The organism is Niallia sp. FSL W8-0177, assembly GCF_038006285.1.
Lineage (GTDB): Bacteria > Bacillota > Bacilli > Bacillales > Cytobacillaceae > Niallia > Niallia circulans_A.
Genome location: NZ_JBBOUX010000001.1, coordinates 904,992 through 919,603 on the forward strand (window position 1 = coordinate 904,992; position 14,612 = coordinate 919,603).

At 34.7% G+C, this 14,612-nt stretch carries 12 protein-coding genes and 1 riboswitch; all 12 genes read left to right on the plus strand.

Annotation, left to right across the window (positions count from 1 at the left end):
• Position 1: 1 nt before the first annotated feature.
• The 12 genes from rhaM to NST77_RS04380 all read left to right on the plus strand — a co-directional run bounded on the left by rhaM (position 2) and on the right by NST77_RS04380 (position 14,383).
• Positions 2-316 (plus strand): L-rhamnose mutarotase, encoded by a 315-nt coding sequence (rhaM, locus tag NST77_RS04325; RefSeq protein ID WP_047941597.1) that lies wholly within the window; start codon positions 2-4, stop codon positions 314-316.
• A gap of 30 nt (positions 317-346) precedes the next feature.
• Positions 347-1,003, plus strand: a complete 657-nt coding sequence (locus NST77_RS04330; protein ID WP_163188243.1) for a YesL family protein — start codon at positions 347-349, stop codon at positions 1,001-1,003.
• 160 nt (positions 1,004-1,163) lie between these two features.
• A complete protein-coding gene (locus NST77_RS04335; protein ID WP_445668904.1) occupies positions 1,164-2,507 on the plus strand; it encodes an ABC transporter substrate-binding protein in 1,344 nt (447 codons plus the stop codon).
• 27 nt (positions 2,508-2,534) lie between these two features.
• Entirely contained in the window at positions 2,535-4,352 is a 1,818-nt protein-coding gene (locus NST77_RS04340) for a cache domain-containing sensor histidine kinase (RefSeq protein ID WP_163188241.1), read from the plus strand.
• Entirely contained in the window at positions 4,345-5,946 is a 1,602-nt protein-coding gene (locus NST77_RS04345; protein ID WP_095333135.1) for a response regulator, read from the plus strand. Before NST77_RS04340 ends, NST77_RS04345 begins: the two co-directional genes overlap by 8 nt.
• A gap of 207 nt (positions 5,947-6,153) precedes the next feature.
• The gene (locus NST77_RS04350; RefSeq protein ID WP_095333133.1) at positions 6,154-7,293 is read left to right on the plus strand and encodes a glycoside hydrolase family 88 protein; all 1,140 of its coding nucleotides are present in this window, start codon (positions 6,154-6,156) and stop codon (positions 7,291-7,293) included.
• A gap of 32 nt (positions 7,294-7,325) precedes the next feature.
• A complete protein-coding gene (locus NST77_RS04355) occupies positions 7,326-9,167 on the plus strand; it encodes a DUF2264 domain-containing protein (protein ID WP_095333132.1) in 1,842 nt (613 codons plus the stop codon).
• A gap of 226 nt (positions 9,168-9,393) precedes the next feature.
• Positions 9,394-9,476, plus strand: a riboswitch (cyclic di-GMP riboswitch).
• A gap of 224 nt (positions 9,477-9,700) precedes the next feature.
• On the plus strand, positions 9,701-10,126 hold the full coding sequence (locus NST77_RS04360) for an ATP-binding protein (RefSeq protein ID WP_163188237.1): 426 nt from the start codon (positions 9,701-9,703) through the stop codon (positions 10,124-10,126).
• A gap of 154 nt (positions 10,127-10,280) precedes the next feature.
• Positions 10,281-11,051: a GNAT family N-acetyltransferase gene (locus NST77_RS04365; RefSeq protein WP_235850345.1), complete on the plus strand. Its 771-nt coding sequence runs from the start codon at positions 10,281-10,283 to the stop codon at positions 11,049-11,051.
• A 65-nt stretch (positions 11,052-11,116) separates the two neighbouring features.
• Complete coding sequence (locus tag NST77_RS04370; RefSeq protein WP_235850344.1) at positions 11,117-12,136, plus strand: asparaginase; 1,020 nt, start codon at positions 11,117-11,119, stop codon at positions 12,134-12,136.
• A 21-nt stretch (positions 12,137-12,157) separates the two neighbouring features.
• Positions 12,158-13,057, plus strand: a complete 900-nt coding sequence (locus NST77_RS04375) for a CPBP family intramembrane glutamic endopeptidase (protein WP_163188235.1) — start codon at positions 12,158-12,160, stop codon at positions 13,055-13,057.
• Between the two features lie 360 nt (positions 13,058-13,417).
• On the plus strand, positions 13,418-14,383 hold the full coding sequence (locus NST77_RS04380; protein WP_123257372.1) for a S8 family peptidase: 966 nt from the start codon (positions 13,418-13,420) through the stop codon (positions 14,381-14,383).
• The last annotated feature ends 229 nt before the right edge of the window (positions 14,384-14,612 follow it).

Sequence of the window (14,612 nt, forward strand, 5' to 3'; positions counted from 1 at the left end):
AATGAAAAGATTAGCATCGATTATGTTTATTAAACCTGGATATGAAAACGAATATAAAAAGAGGCATGACGAGCTTTGGCCAGAAATGGAAGAGGCGCTGAAGCAACATGGCGCTTCCAATTATTCCATTTATCTTCATCATGAATCCCAAGTGTTATTTGCTTATTTAGAAGTAGAGGACGAGGCGGCATATGATGCGATATCCCAAACGGCAATATGCAGAAAATGGTGGAAGTATATGGCGCCAATTATGGAGACGAATGAAGATTATAGTCCTGTGTCACATAAGTTGGAGGAAGTGTTTCATTTAGATTAAGTTATATAGGATGAGATGGGGGATTGATTCATGAAAGCAGAAATTGGGGGATGGTCTGGAAAGGTTTATGATGTCTGTCAATGGATTACGAGATTAGCTTATATTAATTTACTTTGGCTTATTTTCAGTGCAATGGGCCTCTTTATTGGGGGCCTTTTCCCTTCTACTGTAGCAATGGTGACTATTATTCGTAAATGGCTTCAAAAGGAAACAGATATTCCAGTATTGCGTACATATTGGCAGACATTTAAGCAAGAAATCCGTAAAGCAAATAAAGTAGGAGCAGTTGTGTTTGCTTTTATCGCGTTCCTTTATATCGATTGGAGAATTATTGCGTCGATACAAGGATCAATAAATGTTGGGTTAATAGGAATGTTAGTTGGGGGAGTGTTTCTTTTCTTATTGACGTTACTCTATCTGTTTCCTGTATATGTTCATTATGAATTGAAGCTTTTTCAATATTTTAAAGTAGCCTTTCTGCTTGCATGTACTCATCCACTCCATACGTTGTCCATGATCATCGGTGTCTTTACGATGCTGTTTTTAGGCGTAGTATTTTCAGGTGCTGGTTTGCTTTTTATAGGTAGTGGACTTGCTACTATTCTATTATATTTCTCTAATCCGATTTTTATGAAGATGGCTGAAATAAGAATAACTAAATTACAGGAAGGGAAGTTTCAAAGTTAAAAGAGAGAAGCAGACAATTATATTCCTCCTAATACTGTTAAAATTAAAAGTAAAAATTGTTGCAGGATAAGTAAAATTATTTTTATTAGTAAGATGGGAACTTCTGTTAATCTATTCCTGTAAGGGTTTACATGATATAATACGTAGGGGGAATAAACAGATGCAAAGAAAATCTTGGAAGCTATCAATTTTTGTTTTAATTCTTACTTTAGTCATGACGGCATGTAGTAGTGGAGCATCAGAAAAAGCTTCTGGCAATGAAGATGGAAAAGTAACAATTAAATTCCACACTCACGGTAATGAAGCATCTTATAACTGGAAAAAGACAATTGCAGCTTTTGAAGAGGCAAATCCAGATATAAATGTGGATTTAGTCATCTTAAGTGAAAAGGGAGATACACAAGAGGCAATTAAAAAGCTAGATTTAGCTGCTGCTTCTGGTGAACAGCTAGATGTACTAATGTTTAGTGATACAGCAAGCTATGCACAGCGTGTGAGTATGGGAATGGTGGCTCCCATTGATGAATTTATTGAAAAAGAGGGCTACACCGTCACGGATGAATATAAAGTAGATACCAAAATTGGTGATAAATATTATGCTTTACCAGGTAAATTTAATCCATGGTATGTTTTATTAAATAAAGATCATTTAGATAAAGCAGGCTTAGAAGTTCCGACAGATTGGACATGGGATGAATTTCAAACATATGCGAAAGAATTAACAACAGATGATCATTATGGAACATTTTTCTTTGGTCCGCAAAATGGTGGATGGTTAGAGTTTATGAAACTAGCATTAGCTAGTGAAGCAGAAAATACAGAATTTATTAAAGAAGATGGAAGCTCCAATATTGAAAATCCGCTCTTTAAGAAGACGCTGGAAATACGCTATCAAATGGAAAAAGTCGACAAATCCGCTGTCCCTTATACCGATATCATGTCTCAAAAACTTCATTATCGAAATCAATTTTTTAACCAGGATGCTAGTACAGTACTAATTGGCAGCTGGATGAATACAGAATTGGGGGGAACGGACCAATTCCCATTGGAGTTTAACGTCGCAGTTGCTCCTTATCCAAAGAACACGAGTGACGCAGAAGGCGGGTATACTCCGGTAACTACTGACTTTATGGCAGTCGCCAATAACTCAGAACATAAAGAAGAAGCCTATAAATTTATTCGTTGGTATACAACGGAAGGACAAATTTTACAAGGAAAAAATATTCCATCTTGGAATAATGTAAGTAATGATCAATTTGGAGAAATAATTGATAATATATTAACTGGTACGCTAAACCCAGAAAAGGTGGACAAAGAATCTTTAACGAATGTTCTTTCAAATGAGAAATCTTCTAAACTAGTATCACCAGTATCTTATCAGGCTGAAATTTACAAAGTAGTGAATGAAGAATATGAAAAATTAATTTTTGATGAACAAGATGTCGATGAAACGATAAAGGTAACAAATGAAAGGGTACAAGAATTAATCGATAGCAATAAATAAAAAAACAAGATGAGGGGAGGAAACATATTGCTTATTTGGTTAAAAAATATGTGGACTCCCCGTTCTTTTCGTTATAAGGTCATTTTAATTTCTATCATCAGCTTGATTATTCCAGCAGTTATCTCGCTTTTAATTTATAATTATATGACAAAAAATACAGTGAAGGAACAGGCGCTTTCTAATGCGAATAGAGAGCTGAATATTGCAAGTGAATATATAGAAAAGCTATTTAGCGATATGCTTTATGTTGCTAATTTCGTGCAGCTTGATCCGAAAATGAATACGGTTTTAAAAGGACTAGCGAAAAGTGATGCAGACAAGGATGGGTATGATCAATATCTATTGGAAAATGAAATAAACCGCACCATTGAGAATATCACACTAGTTGGAGAGAAATCCTATGTCACCATATTATTAAAAAATGGAAAATACTTCACAAATTATAATGTTGCTGAATTTGATCCAAGAGATTTATTTAAAGAAAAGTGGTATGAAGACATCGAAGAAGCTGTTGGATATGAATCTACTTGGATTGAATCTCAGCCAACGATTTTTGAATTGGAAAAAAAGAATAATCCTTATCAAATTTCAATTGTCCGCACCTTAAGGGATGAGGGCATCCAAATTTACGGATATGTGGTTGTTACCATAATGGAAAATAAACTAAGCGAAGTATTTACTAAAATGGATGGATATAATGATGTCATGATGCTTAATCCATCTGGTAAAATCCTGTCACATAGTGATGACGAGAAAATAGGAACCGTTTTCACCTATCGGTCTAATTTATTCAATCGAGATGGATCAGAAGTTTTGAAAATGAAAGATAAGGAGTACATCGTCACCGAACATACCCTGTCTTTTTCGAATTGGAAATTAGTGTCATTTGTTCCTTATGAACAATCGATAAATAAATTAAATGGGATATTTCAGAAAGTATTTCTTATTCAAGTACTATCATTTATGCTTTTCTTGCTTTTACTTACCTATTCAATGAAAACAATTACGAAACCGCTCGAATATTTAGCAAAACTAGCTGATAAAGTTCAGGCAGGGAATTTGATTGTCCGTTCAAAAATTAAAGGGAAAGATGAAATAGGAAGGCTAAGTAAATCAATTAATCTGATGCTAGATCATATTAATACAAAAATTGAAGAAATAACGGAAACAGAGGCTAGGAAAAGAAAAGCAGAATTTGCCATGCTACAAGCGCAAATAAATCCTCACTTTTTGTTTAATGTATTAAATTCCATTCGCATGAAGGTAATGATAAGAGGAGACAAAGAAAGTGCCAATATGATCACATCTCTTACAAAATTACTGCGCATAACTATTGATAAAAATAAAGAAATAATCACATTTTTAGAGGAGATAGAAATTCTTTTCGATTTTGTTCACATTATGAATATGAGACAAAATCGAAAAGTTTCCTTAGAGATGGATATCGATCCAGATGCTTATCCATTTGAAATTCCAAGGTTTATTCTCCAGCCTATTATTGAAAACTCGATTATTCATGGATTTAATCAGTCTGATGGATTAATCTTAATCCATGCAGTGATAGTAAATGAGATGTTAATCATTACGATTGAAGATAACGGTTTAGGAATGAACAAAGAGGATTTAGAACAATTAAAGAAAAAAACTTTTCAGGCCGCATCACTGGAGAATCCGAAAAGAAAGCAGCAAGTGAAAGGATTCTCGTCGTTAGGCTTAGCCAATGTCTATGAAAGATTATCGATTACCTTTGGACCAGCTTTTAATATGGATATTATAAGCGAACTTGGAAATGGCACAAAAGTCATTTTGAATCTCCCAATGAAAGGTGGAAAAAAGAATGTATAAAGTGATGCTTGTAGATGATGACTATCCTGTATTAGAGCTATTGACGAAAACAATTGACTGGAAAAGCCTCGGCTTTGAAGTGATGAGTACCCATGAAAATGGAGTAAGTGCCTTAAAAAAAGCAGAAGAAACAATGCCTGATGTGCTAATTTCTGATATTGGCATGCCTAAGATGAATGGAATTGAATTAACAAGAAAAATGAAGTCGATCAATGAAAGCTTGCAAGTGGCGTTGTTATCCTGTCATACAGAATTTAATTATGCCCGAGAAGCACTTAAGTTACAGGTCAGCGATTATTTAGTAAAGGATACATTTGAACTAGAAGAGCTATATGAATTACTTGAGAAATTTAAAATACAACTTGACACTATGCTAAATAATAAACAAAAAGAACAAAAATTACAGCATATTCTTCATAAAAACATCGAAAAAGAAAAGACGGCATTCATAAAAAGATTAATAAATAATGGCTATTATAAAAAGGAAGCTGAATGGGAAAGTGACCGAAAAAAATTTGGCTTATTAGCGGACAAAGGATATATTGTAACACTGTTATCAATCCATCATCATCCTTTAGATTTATTTCCAGAAGAAACCTTATATTTTGCAGTTTCTAATATTGTGGGAGAATTATTAGGAAGACTAAATCCTTTAGCCGTTCATTTTCTTAATCATTCCAATAAGGTTTTTATCTTTTTTCCAAGAGACTTAGGATATCAGAGGAACGCTTTATCGAATGCAAAAGAAACGTTGAAAATGATTCAGCTCTCGATTGACAAAGGCTTAAATATGCACAGTTCATCCATTATTGGTGAAACATCTGAAAGCTTATTAGACTATCAAAACACAGTCAACAGATTGTTAAATAATCATCAGCAGCTGTTTTATATGCTCCCAAGAACAGTGTCATCTATAAAGGAGTGTGTAAAGAATACGGAGGAACTATTCGCTAAGTATGATGAAGCAGCGACAGAAATGAGAATGATTGTTCTGAATAAAAAGGTGGAGCGAATAAGTAATTTCATCCATAAATGGACGATATATATAATGGAAAACCAATTTCCACCAGAGATAGTAAAGGATTGGTTTTGGAAATTATTATTGGATTTAAATGTGAAATTACAAGCGCTGCAATACTTTTCAGGCGAATACTCCTTTGAATCCAAACATAAAGAGATTTTTTTGATGGAGTATATGTATCAATTAAAGGACTGGCTTAAGCACTATTTTGAGAAAATCATTCATTATCATGAAACGATTGATCAGACGAAAAGAAAAGAGATTATTGAAGCCTTTAAATTTGTTGCGATGAATCTAGAACGAAAAATCACATTAGATGAAATCTCTAGTTATTTATTCTTAAATCCTAGTTACTTTAGTAGATTGTTTAAAAAGGAAGTAGGAGAAACATTTGTGGAATATGTAACACGGATGAAAATTAATCGTGCAAAGGAGCTGTTAGAACAAACAGATGAATCGGTTGGGAAAATTTGCGAACGATTGGGCTATGATAATCAAAGCTATTTTATAAAATTATTTAAAACATACGCTGGTATAACTCCGATGGAATATAGAAGCGGAAAAGTTGGTTAAGAAGGCATAGCCATATTTCCAAAAAGGCAATACGAGTAAAATTATTTGGAAAAGTAGTAAAAATAATGCCTTGTTGAGGGAATATAGACTCCATATAATGAGAGTATCGTTACTTTTTAGAAAGAAAGGCTGGACATTTTCTAAAAAAATGAAAGCCTTTTCTTTTTTATGCGTGTCAGAAATCAAATAGAAGGGTAGGATGATTATATGAGTAAAAAGGAGCAATGGGTGGCTGAAGCGTGGGAGTTTGTCGTAGAGAAAACGGCACGGAATAATGAAACGATTGGTGCTAATTTTCCCCATGCCAGTATAGATAAGAAGTATGTACTAGAAAGTCCGGAATGGTGGACAGCTGGTTTTTGGCCAGGGGTTTTATGGCAAGTATATCAAGATAATAAAATGGAAGCTCTTAGAAAAACAGCAGAACAGTGTGAAGAAAAACTGGATTATTTATTGTCAGATTCAGAGAAATTAGATCATGACATGGGATTTATGTGGACGTTGACAAGTCTAGCAAACTATAAACTTACGGGCAATAAAGAATCAAGAAGAAGAGGATTATTAGCAGCCAATTTATTATTAGGAAGATTTAATGCCCAAGGTAATTATATTCGTGCTTGGAATGCATGGTCGAAGAAGGATGATAATCGCGGTGTCGCAATCATTGACTGTATGATGAACCTTCCGCTGCTATACTGGGCTTCAGCAGAAACGGGAGATCCACGGTTTAAAATAGCTGCAGAAAAGCATGCAGAAACAGTCTTAAGACATTTTATTAGACCAGATGGTTCCGTACATCATATTGTTGTTTTTAATCCAGAAACTGGAGAAGTAGTAGATAAGCTTGGTGGTCAAGGCTATGCACCAGATAGCGCATGGTCAAGGGGAACTGCTTGGGCTTTGTATGGTCTGACATTATCCTACTTACATACTAATAATAGCGCATTTTTACATGCCGCAAAATCAGTTTCCCACTTTTTTCTATCTAATCTTCGTTCTAATGAATGTCCTGTTTGGGATTTTCGCATACCTGAAGATGGCGAAACCAAATACCATTATCCTGATTCATCAGCAGGTTCCATTGCAGCCTGTGGCTTACTCCTGCTTGGAACACTTGTAGCCGACTTTGAAAAGCCTGTTTATCAGGAAGCAGGCGCAACTTTATTAAAAACCTTATATATAACTTGTGCTACTGATGCAGATAAAGAAGAGGAAGGCTTATTAGGACACGGAACAAGTCATTTTCCAGAGCAAAAAAATGTTGATGTCCCACTAATTTATGGAGATTATTATTTTGTTGAGGGATTAAATATATTGCGACAAAAGGGAGTATTATTCTGGCAGTAAGATGGAAAGGGCAAGAAAATTTCCTTTAGGAGATGGATCGGTTGAATCAATATAATGTGAAAGTAAAAAAGAACCCATTAAGAACAAGAGAGGATTTAGAACGTGCTTTATATGACTTATACGAACCCTTATTTATGTTGGGGAATGAACAGAAGGCAGGTTTATTGAATCTAGGTACAAATGGCTCAGTATATGGGCAAAAAACAAGAGAATTAGAAGCGTTTTTACGTCCATTTTGGGGCTGGGGGCCATTATTTTCTGTAACACCTAATAAATATCCAGCAATAAAACGACAATTAGTAAAAGGAATTATAGAGGGAACAACGCCAACAAGTGATTCTTACTGGGGGATTACCGGAGAGTATGATCAACGGTTTGTTGAAATGGCAGCACTTTCTTGTACGCTTATTCACTGTAAGGCTGATTTCTGGGATATTCTATCAACAGTGCAAAAGGAAAATTTAGCTAATTGGCTATATCAAATCAATGAAAATACAATCCCGAATAATAACTGGTTATTTTTCCGCGTATTAGTAAACGTAGCATTAAAAAAATGCGGTAGAAGTTATAGTTTAGAAAAATTAGAAGCGGATCTTCAACAATTAGATCAGTATTATTTAAAAAATGGTTGGTATTTTGATGGATATAAGAATCAAATTGATTATTATATTCCTTTTGCCATGCATTATTACGGATTAATTTATGCAAAAGTAATGGAGGATGAAGATCCAGAAAGGGCAGCGATTTATAAGGAGAGGGCTATTCAGTTTGCTCAAGATTTTAAAGAATGGTTTTCTTCAGATGGATCTTCTATTCCATTTGGCAGAAGTTTAACCTATCGATTTGCACAATCCTCCTTTTGGGCTGCATTGGCATTTGCAGATGTTGAAGCATTGCCTTGGGGACAAATTAAAAGATTAGTATTAAATAATTTACGGTATTGGTTTAAGCAGTCGATTTTTTCTCCAGAAGGACTTTTAACGATTGGCTATGGTTACCAAAACTTAAATATGGCAGAAGGCTATAATGCTCCAGGTTCTCCTTATTGGTCCTTAAAGACATTCCTGCTGTTAGCTCTTCCAGAGAGTCATCCTTTTTGGCAGGCAGAGGAAGAACCAGTTAAGTTCCTAGAGAAAAGTGTGCAAAAAAGTCCGAGGATGATCATTTGCCATGATTCTGAAGGAAAAGAAGTGCAAGCATTTACTTCTGGACAGCATTCTCATGAACACGCCCATGCAGACGCAAAATATGAAAAATTTGTGTATTCCACCACCTTTGGTTTTAGTGTGCCTAAAGGTAATGTTTTATTAAAGCAAGGAGCATTTGATAATTGCCTGGCACTGTCTGAATGTGATAATCGCTATAGAAGTCGTAGTGGCTGTGAGTCATATGAAATCCATGATGATTATATCGTATCTACATGGAAGCCTTGGCGGGATGTAACAATTGATACGTATCTAATTCCCTTAACCCCTTGGCATGTTCGCATTCATCGCATTCATACAAATAGAGAGATAGAGACAGCGGAAGGTGGATTTTCTGCACCTGCGACTGAAGGGGCTGCCTATGTAATCAAAGATGAAAATAGTCTTTTTTACCCATCAGAGGTAGGAACAACAGGGATTATGGACATCTTTGGAAAACGGAAAACAGAATTAATAATACCTGAGCCTAATACCAATTTACTCTATTCAAAAACCGTATTGCCGACGTTAACGTCGCGTTTAGCACCTGGAAGGCATTTATTGGTTTCAAGTATTCTCGGAACAGACCGAGGAGTAGAGGAGATTTCTTTTCAGCCTATTGTTAGTCTAGAACAAGAGTCTGTCACCATTCAGTATAGAAATAGAAAATATAAGATAGAGATAAAATAAGAGGTTATGAGCATTCTATTTAAAGTTAAACTCGAACAATTACGCGAAAGGAAATTTTCGTATGGCTGTTCGGGTTTTTTCTTTGCGAGATATTTCTATGAAAATAGAGGAATTTCAAAAGAATTATCGAAAATAAATATGATTTCTAAAAGAATAGGTTTATGCTCTAAAGATATGGGTATATAATACTATATAATTTAAAAATTCTATAAGATAATAAGAATAATGAAAGGTAGAAAGCTATGATTAATCAACTTATTTGGGCGCTTTGTTGATTATGAGCTACTAGCGCAACCGGCTAACCAAACTAACCTTGTTTTGTTAGCTTTTTTTTGTTCAATATAAATGTTTAAATAAATTTTAAAAAATGTATAGCTCCGACAGCGAGCAACCGGCAAATATAAGATTACCGCTTCTGTATAAGTTTAATATATCCATTCTATTCCATTGGTGTTTTATTTATTTCAGTGAAGCGATTTTAGTCTTTTGTCGATTTAATAAGGAGTTTGCTTTTTTAAATTGGGGGGCAACTTATGAATGGGCTTATTACTTATCAAACAATAGTAATACATGATCATACGGAAAAAGAATGGAAAGAAAAGCTAAATAAAGAATTTAGAGATTTATTGGATAAAGATTTTTTGCTGAGCGTTGGAATAGGAGAAGCGGTTAATAATGCAATAGAACATGGAAATTATCCCGTTATATTAGAGTTACAGTATAATCAGAATATCTTGGATATGCGAATCAAGGATCACGGAAATGGGTTTGATGTGAAGAAGAAATTTCGTGATATCGAAAGGTATGGTACGGAAAAGCTTATGAGTGATATTGTGTTGGAGGAAAGAGGAAGAGGTATCTTAATGATGATGCAAATTTTCCAAAAAGTACAATATAATGAAATGGGAAATGAAGTATTTTTATGGAGAGAAACAAGGGAAGATGCGAAAGCCATTTAAATATGTTCTGTCGGAGATGTAGGACTGTTCTAAATATGGGCAGTCCTATTTTGTTTAGAATTGCTCAATGTCATTTTTTTCTATTAATCTACTGATTTATAGGATTGAATCGTTTATTATAGATATAATATGATAAGAAGTTTTTGGAAAGGGTATGATTAACATCATGGAAAAAGTAACCTATAAGAACATTCATAAAGAAGGAAAACGAGTAAAAGAGACTAGCGATTGGTTCCATGTTCATAATGAGGAAATGCTGCTTCAATATGACAGTAACTATATCCAATTTAAAAAGATGCCCACTATTCAGGAGTTCGAGTTAGTGGAAGATTATTTAAAAACATTTCATCAAAAAACTGGTCAGAAACATCTTAAATTTGTATTTCCAGAAAATGAGAAATTCACGAAGGATTTATTGGAGTACATTGTGCAAAATCTTCATTATGAAGTAGGGATGACAGAGCTTTATGCCATTGCTCCTTGCAATTTTCCGGTTTTATATCCTAGTGAGGACATTCTAATTCAGAAAGTAACAGAAGAGAATTTTGAGGATTATTTGCAATTAGAATATAATCAAGACTTAGAATATGGAGTAGATTATGCAAAAGGGAAAACAGAAATCTATCAGAAAAATTTCAAAAATCCGCTGTTTTTGCAAGTCATTGCTTATTATAAAGGGAAAGCAGCTGGTGCTTTAGAAGTAATTATTGCCGATAAAACGGTTGAAATTGACGGAATTTTTGTAATTGAAGAGTATCAGCGCAAAGGGATTGCTGCTCGCATGCAAAGAAAGATTATGGATTTATTTCCTAATAAGACAATTATTTTGCTGGCAGATGGAGAAGATACTCCGAGAGAGATGTATCAAAGACAGAACTATCAACAACAAGGATTTCAGTATGAAGCGTTGAAAGAAAATTTCTAGACACGAAGCTCTACTAGTTAAGGGCATCATTAAAGGTAGAACTGGAAAAGGAGTAGATGAAAGTGATGAAGCCTATACAGGTCTACCGTGGACAATATCTTGAAAGCAGCCATTCTATTCATGTAGCTGTTGTAGACAAAGATGGTAGATTACTATATTTCTATGGGGATCCGGAGAGGATGACCTTTCCTAGATCCTCCTTGAAGCCCTTTCAAGCCATTCCACTTATAGAGACAGGAGCGGCAGATTCCTTTTCTTATGACAATGCGGAAATTGCAATTGCGTGTGCTTCTCATGCTGGGGAGTTATTTCATCAGGAGACAATCCTGCGCATATTAGAAAGATTGGGAATACAAGAGGATAACTTGCAATGTGGTACACATACTCCATGGAATTTAGAAAGCTATAAGGAACTGCTGCGAAAGGGCAAAGATGTCACCCCCGTGTTCAGTAATTGTTCTGGTAAGCATGCAGGTATGCTCGCTGCGGCGATTCATATGAAGGAGGATATTGCCACATATCGGGAGGTAGAGCATCCTCATCAACAGCGTATATTGGAAGCAATTGCAACAATATGTGATTTTCCGAAAGAAAAAATAAAGTTGAGTGTAGATGGCTGCGGGGTGCCAGTACATCAATTGCCTCTATATAATGCTGCACTTGGCTATGCTAGATTAGCAAACCCTGATTCTATTAAGTCGGTAAACCGAATAGATATAGTAAAACGAATTAGGGATAGTATGGTGGAGTTTCCAGAAATGGTTGGAGGAACAAATAGGTTTGATACAGACCTAATGAAAGCTTATAAAGGGCGAATTGTATCGAAAGCAGGTGCAGAGGCGGTCCAATGTATGGGACTTATCCAAGAAGGAATCGGAATTGCCATTAAGGTGGAAGATGGAGGAACACGTGCTGTAAATGTCGCTGCAATGGAAGTGTTAAATCAACTAGGATATAAAGAAGTGAACTTATTTACAAATTTAGATAGATATGTACATGCACCAGTTCTGAATGCCAGAAAAGAAAAAATCGGTGAAATAAGAGCCAACTTCCATTTGGAAGAGGCACTTTCAACGGAAAAATAATTTATAAAAGGAGAAAATCGCTTGAAACATTTTTTAAATGTAAAAGAAGGAAAAAATAACTGGCCGCGTTATTTATCGTCTATTTTATTAGCTGTTGGTTTTATGATTGCTGGTTCTATCGTCTATTTTATTGTAGAACTCATACGAATAGAGCTGGATGGGAACGATGCTACTTATATTGATTTGGATACCGGCATGGTGATGGGCGGAAACGGCACAGTTAGTTTATTAATGACACATATTGTTTATATTTTTGCTTTAGTAGGCATATGGATTGGAGTAAGATTTATTCACAAACGAAAATTTCGATCATTAATTACGGGTAATGACAGAGTAAATTGGAAGAAAATAATCTGGGGATTTTTAATATTTGCAGGACTTTTCCTACTTACATCAGGTCTTGATTTCCTATTTAATGCTGATGATTATGCTTGGAATAACGTATCTTTCTCCCAATTTTTCTTTTTATTCCTAGTGGTTCTTCTGTTTGTACCCATTCAAACAACAGTAGAAGAACTTTTATTTAGAGGATTATTATTACAATGGGTTGGTAAAAAAATAAAAAATCCCATTTTGTTAGCACTGATAGTTGGAGTAATTTTTGGATCATTGCACTTTTCCAATCCTGAAATGAATGATTCGGCCATTTTAGTAGGTTTAGATTATTTACTTGCTGGTTTTGCCTTGACATTTATTGCGGTGAAAACAGGAAGCTTAGAATTATCGATTGGTGCACATGCTGCAAATAATATGATGATTTTCTTGTTTTTTACATATGATGACTCTGTGGCAGGAAATATTCCAAGTCTATTTCAAATCCTTGAAACAAGTCCACAATACTCAATAATTTGGTCATTGCTAATATTCACGGCCTTTTATTTATTAAGTATAAAAAAATATGGTAGGAAGTCTATAAGCTAGTCTATCTAGTAGTTTAGGAATGAGGAAAATTCTACAATAGAAGAAGGATATAAAAGACTAGTGTATAAAGGATTTCAGTTGCTATGAAACCGAACAGTTATACGATGATGCCGATAAAAATCGTATAATTGTTTGGTTTTTTAAATTGCATTAGAAAAAGATGGGATAAAGCACTTGCAATCCCTCTTATAGAAAAATTAGAAATTATCCACCACATTTAAAAAAATATAAATAATTTAATAGAACTAGTTAAATAGAACATATGTTTCTAAATTGAGTCTTAAGCCTCTTACTTTAATAATTCAGAATTGTTAAAATTGTTTTAGAGATATCCATTCTATTATATTAGGAGGCTGTTTAATGAAAAAAGAATGCAGAGTAATTCCTTATCAAGTGAAAGAAGTAATGGACGTTTCTGCAGAAATTCCAAAAGGAATTGAGCTAATTCAGGCACCTGAGTTATGGAAAAAAACAAAGGGAAAAGGGATTACAGTTGCCATATTAGATACTGGCTGTGATATCAATCATCCAGATTTACAAGAGCGAATCATTGGTGGAAAAAACTTTACCGATGATGATAACGGCGATCCAGCTATATATATGGATTATAACGGTCATGGAACACATGTAGCTGGAACAATTGGAGCTTCAGGGAAAGAAGATGGATTAACAGGAGTAGCACCAGAAATTTCACTTTTAATTGTAAAAGTATTAAATGGGCAAGGTTCAGGGCAGTATGAATGGATTATAAATGGAATTTATTATGCAATTGAACAGGGAGCAGATATTATCTCTATGAGTCTTGGCGGGCCAGAAGATGTGGAAGAATTGCATGAGGCTGTGAAAAAGGCAGTTGAAGCGCAAATTTTAGTCGTTTGTGCAGCTGGAAATGAAGGGGATGGCTTAGATTCGACAGAAGAATTAGGTTATCCAGCCGCTTATAATGAAGTAATAAGCGTAGGTGCAGTCGATTTACAGAGAAATAGCTCTCGTTTTTCTAATTCTAATCGAGAAGTTGATTTAGTAGCACCTGGTGAGGAAATTTTGTCTACTTTTTTAGATGGAAAATATGCTAAATTAACTGGAACTTCTATGGCAGCCCCTCATGTAAGTGGAGCTTTAGCATTAATTAAAATAATTAGTAATGAAGCTTTTGAAAGAAATTTAACAGAGCCAGAATTGTATGCACAATTAATTAAGAGAACGATTCCATTAGGAAATAAACCGAGTTTAGAAGGGAATGGGATTCTCTATTTAACAGCTCCGGAAGCTTTGATGGAAAAACTTCAATCCACGGTTCAATTACTTGTGGCTAATAGTTTATAAGAAGAATATCCTTATTAATAAAAAAGTGGACAAACTCCTAAAAGGGTGGTTTGTCCACTTTTCTTATAAAAGAGAAGATGTGAGAGGGCTTATGATATAGGGAATAATCAAATTCCATTACTGAGAGGGTGCTACATAATTTTACCGTAACAAGACAATAGAAATGTTTTAAAAAAAGTAGTAAAGTGAAAGAGGATATTTGTGCGTAACTGGATTTTGATAGAAGGAG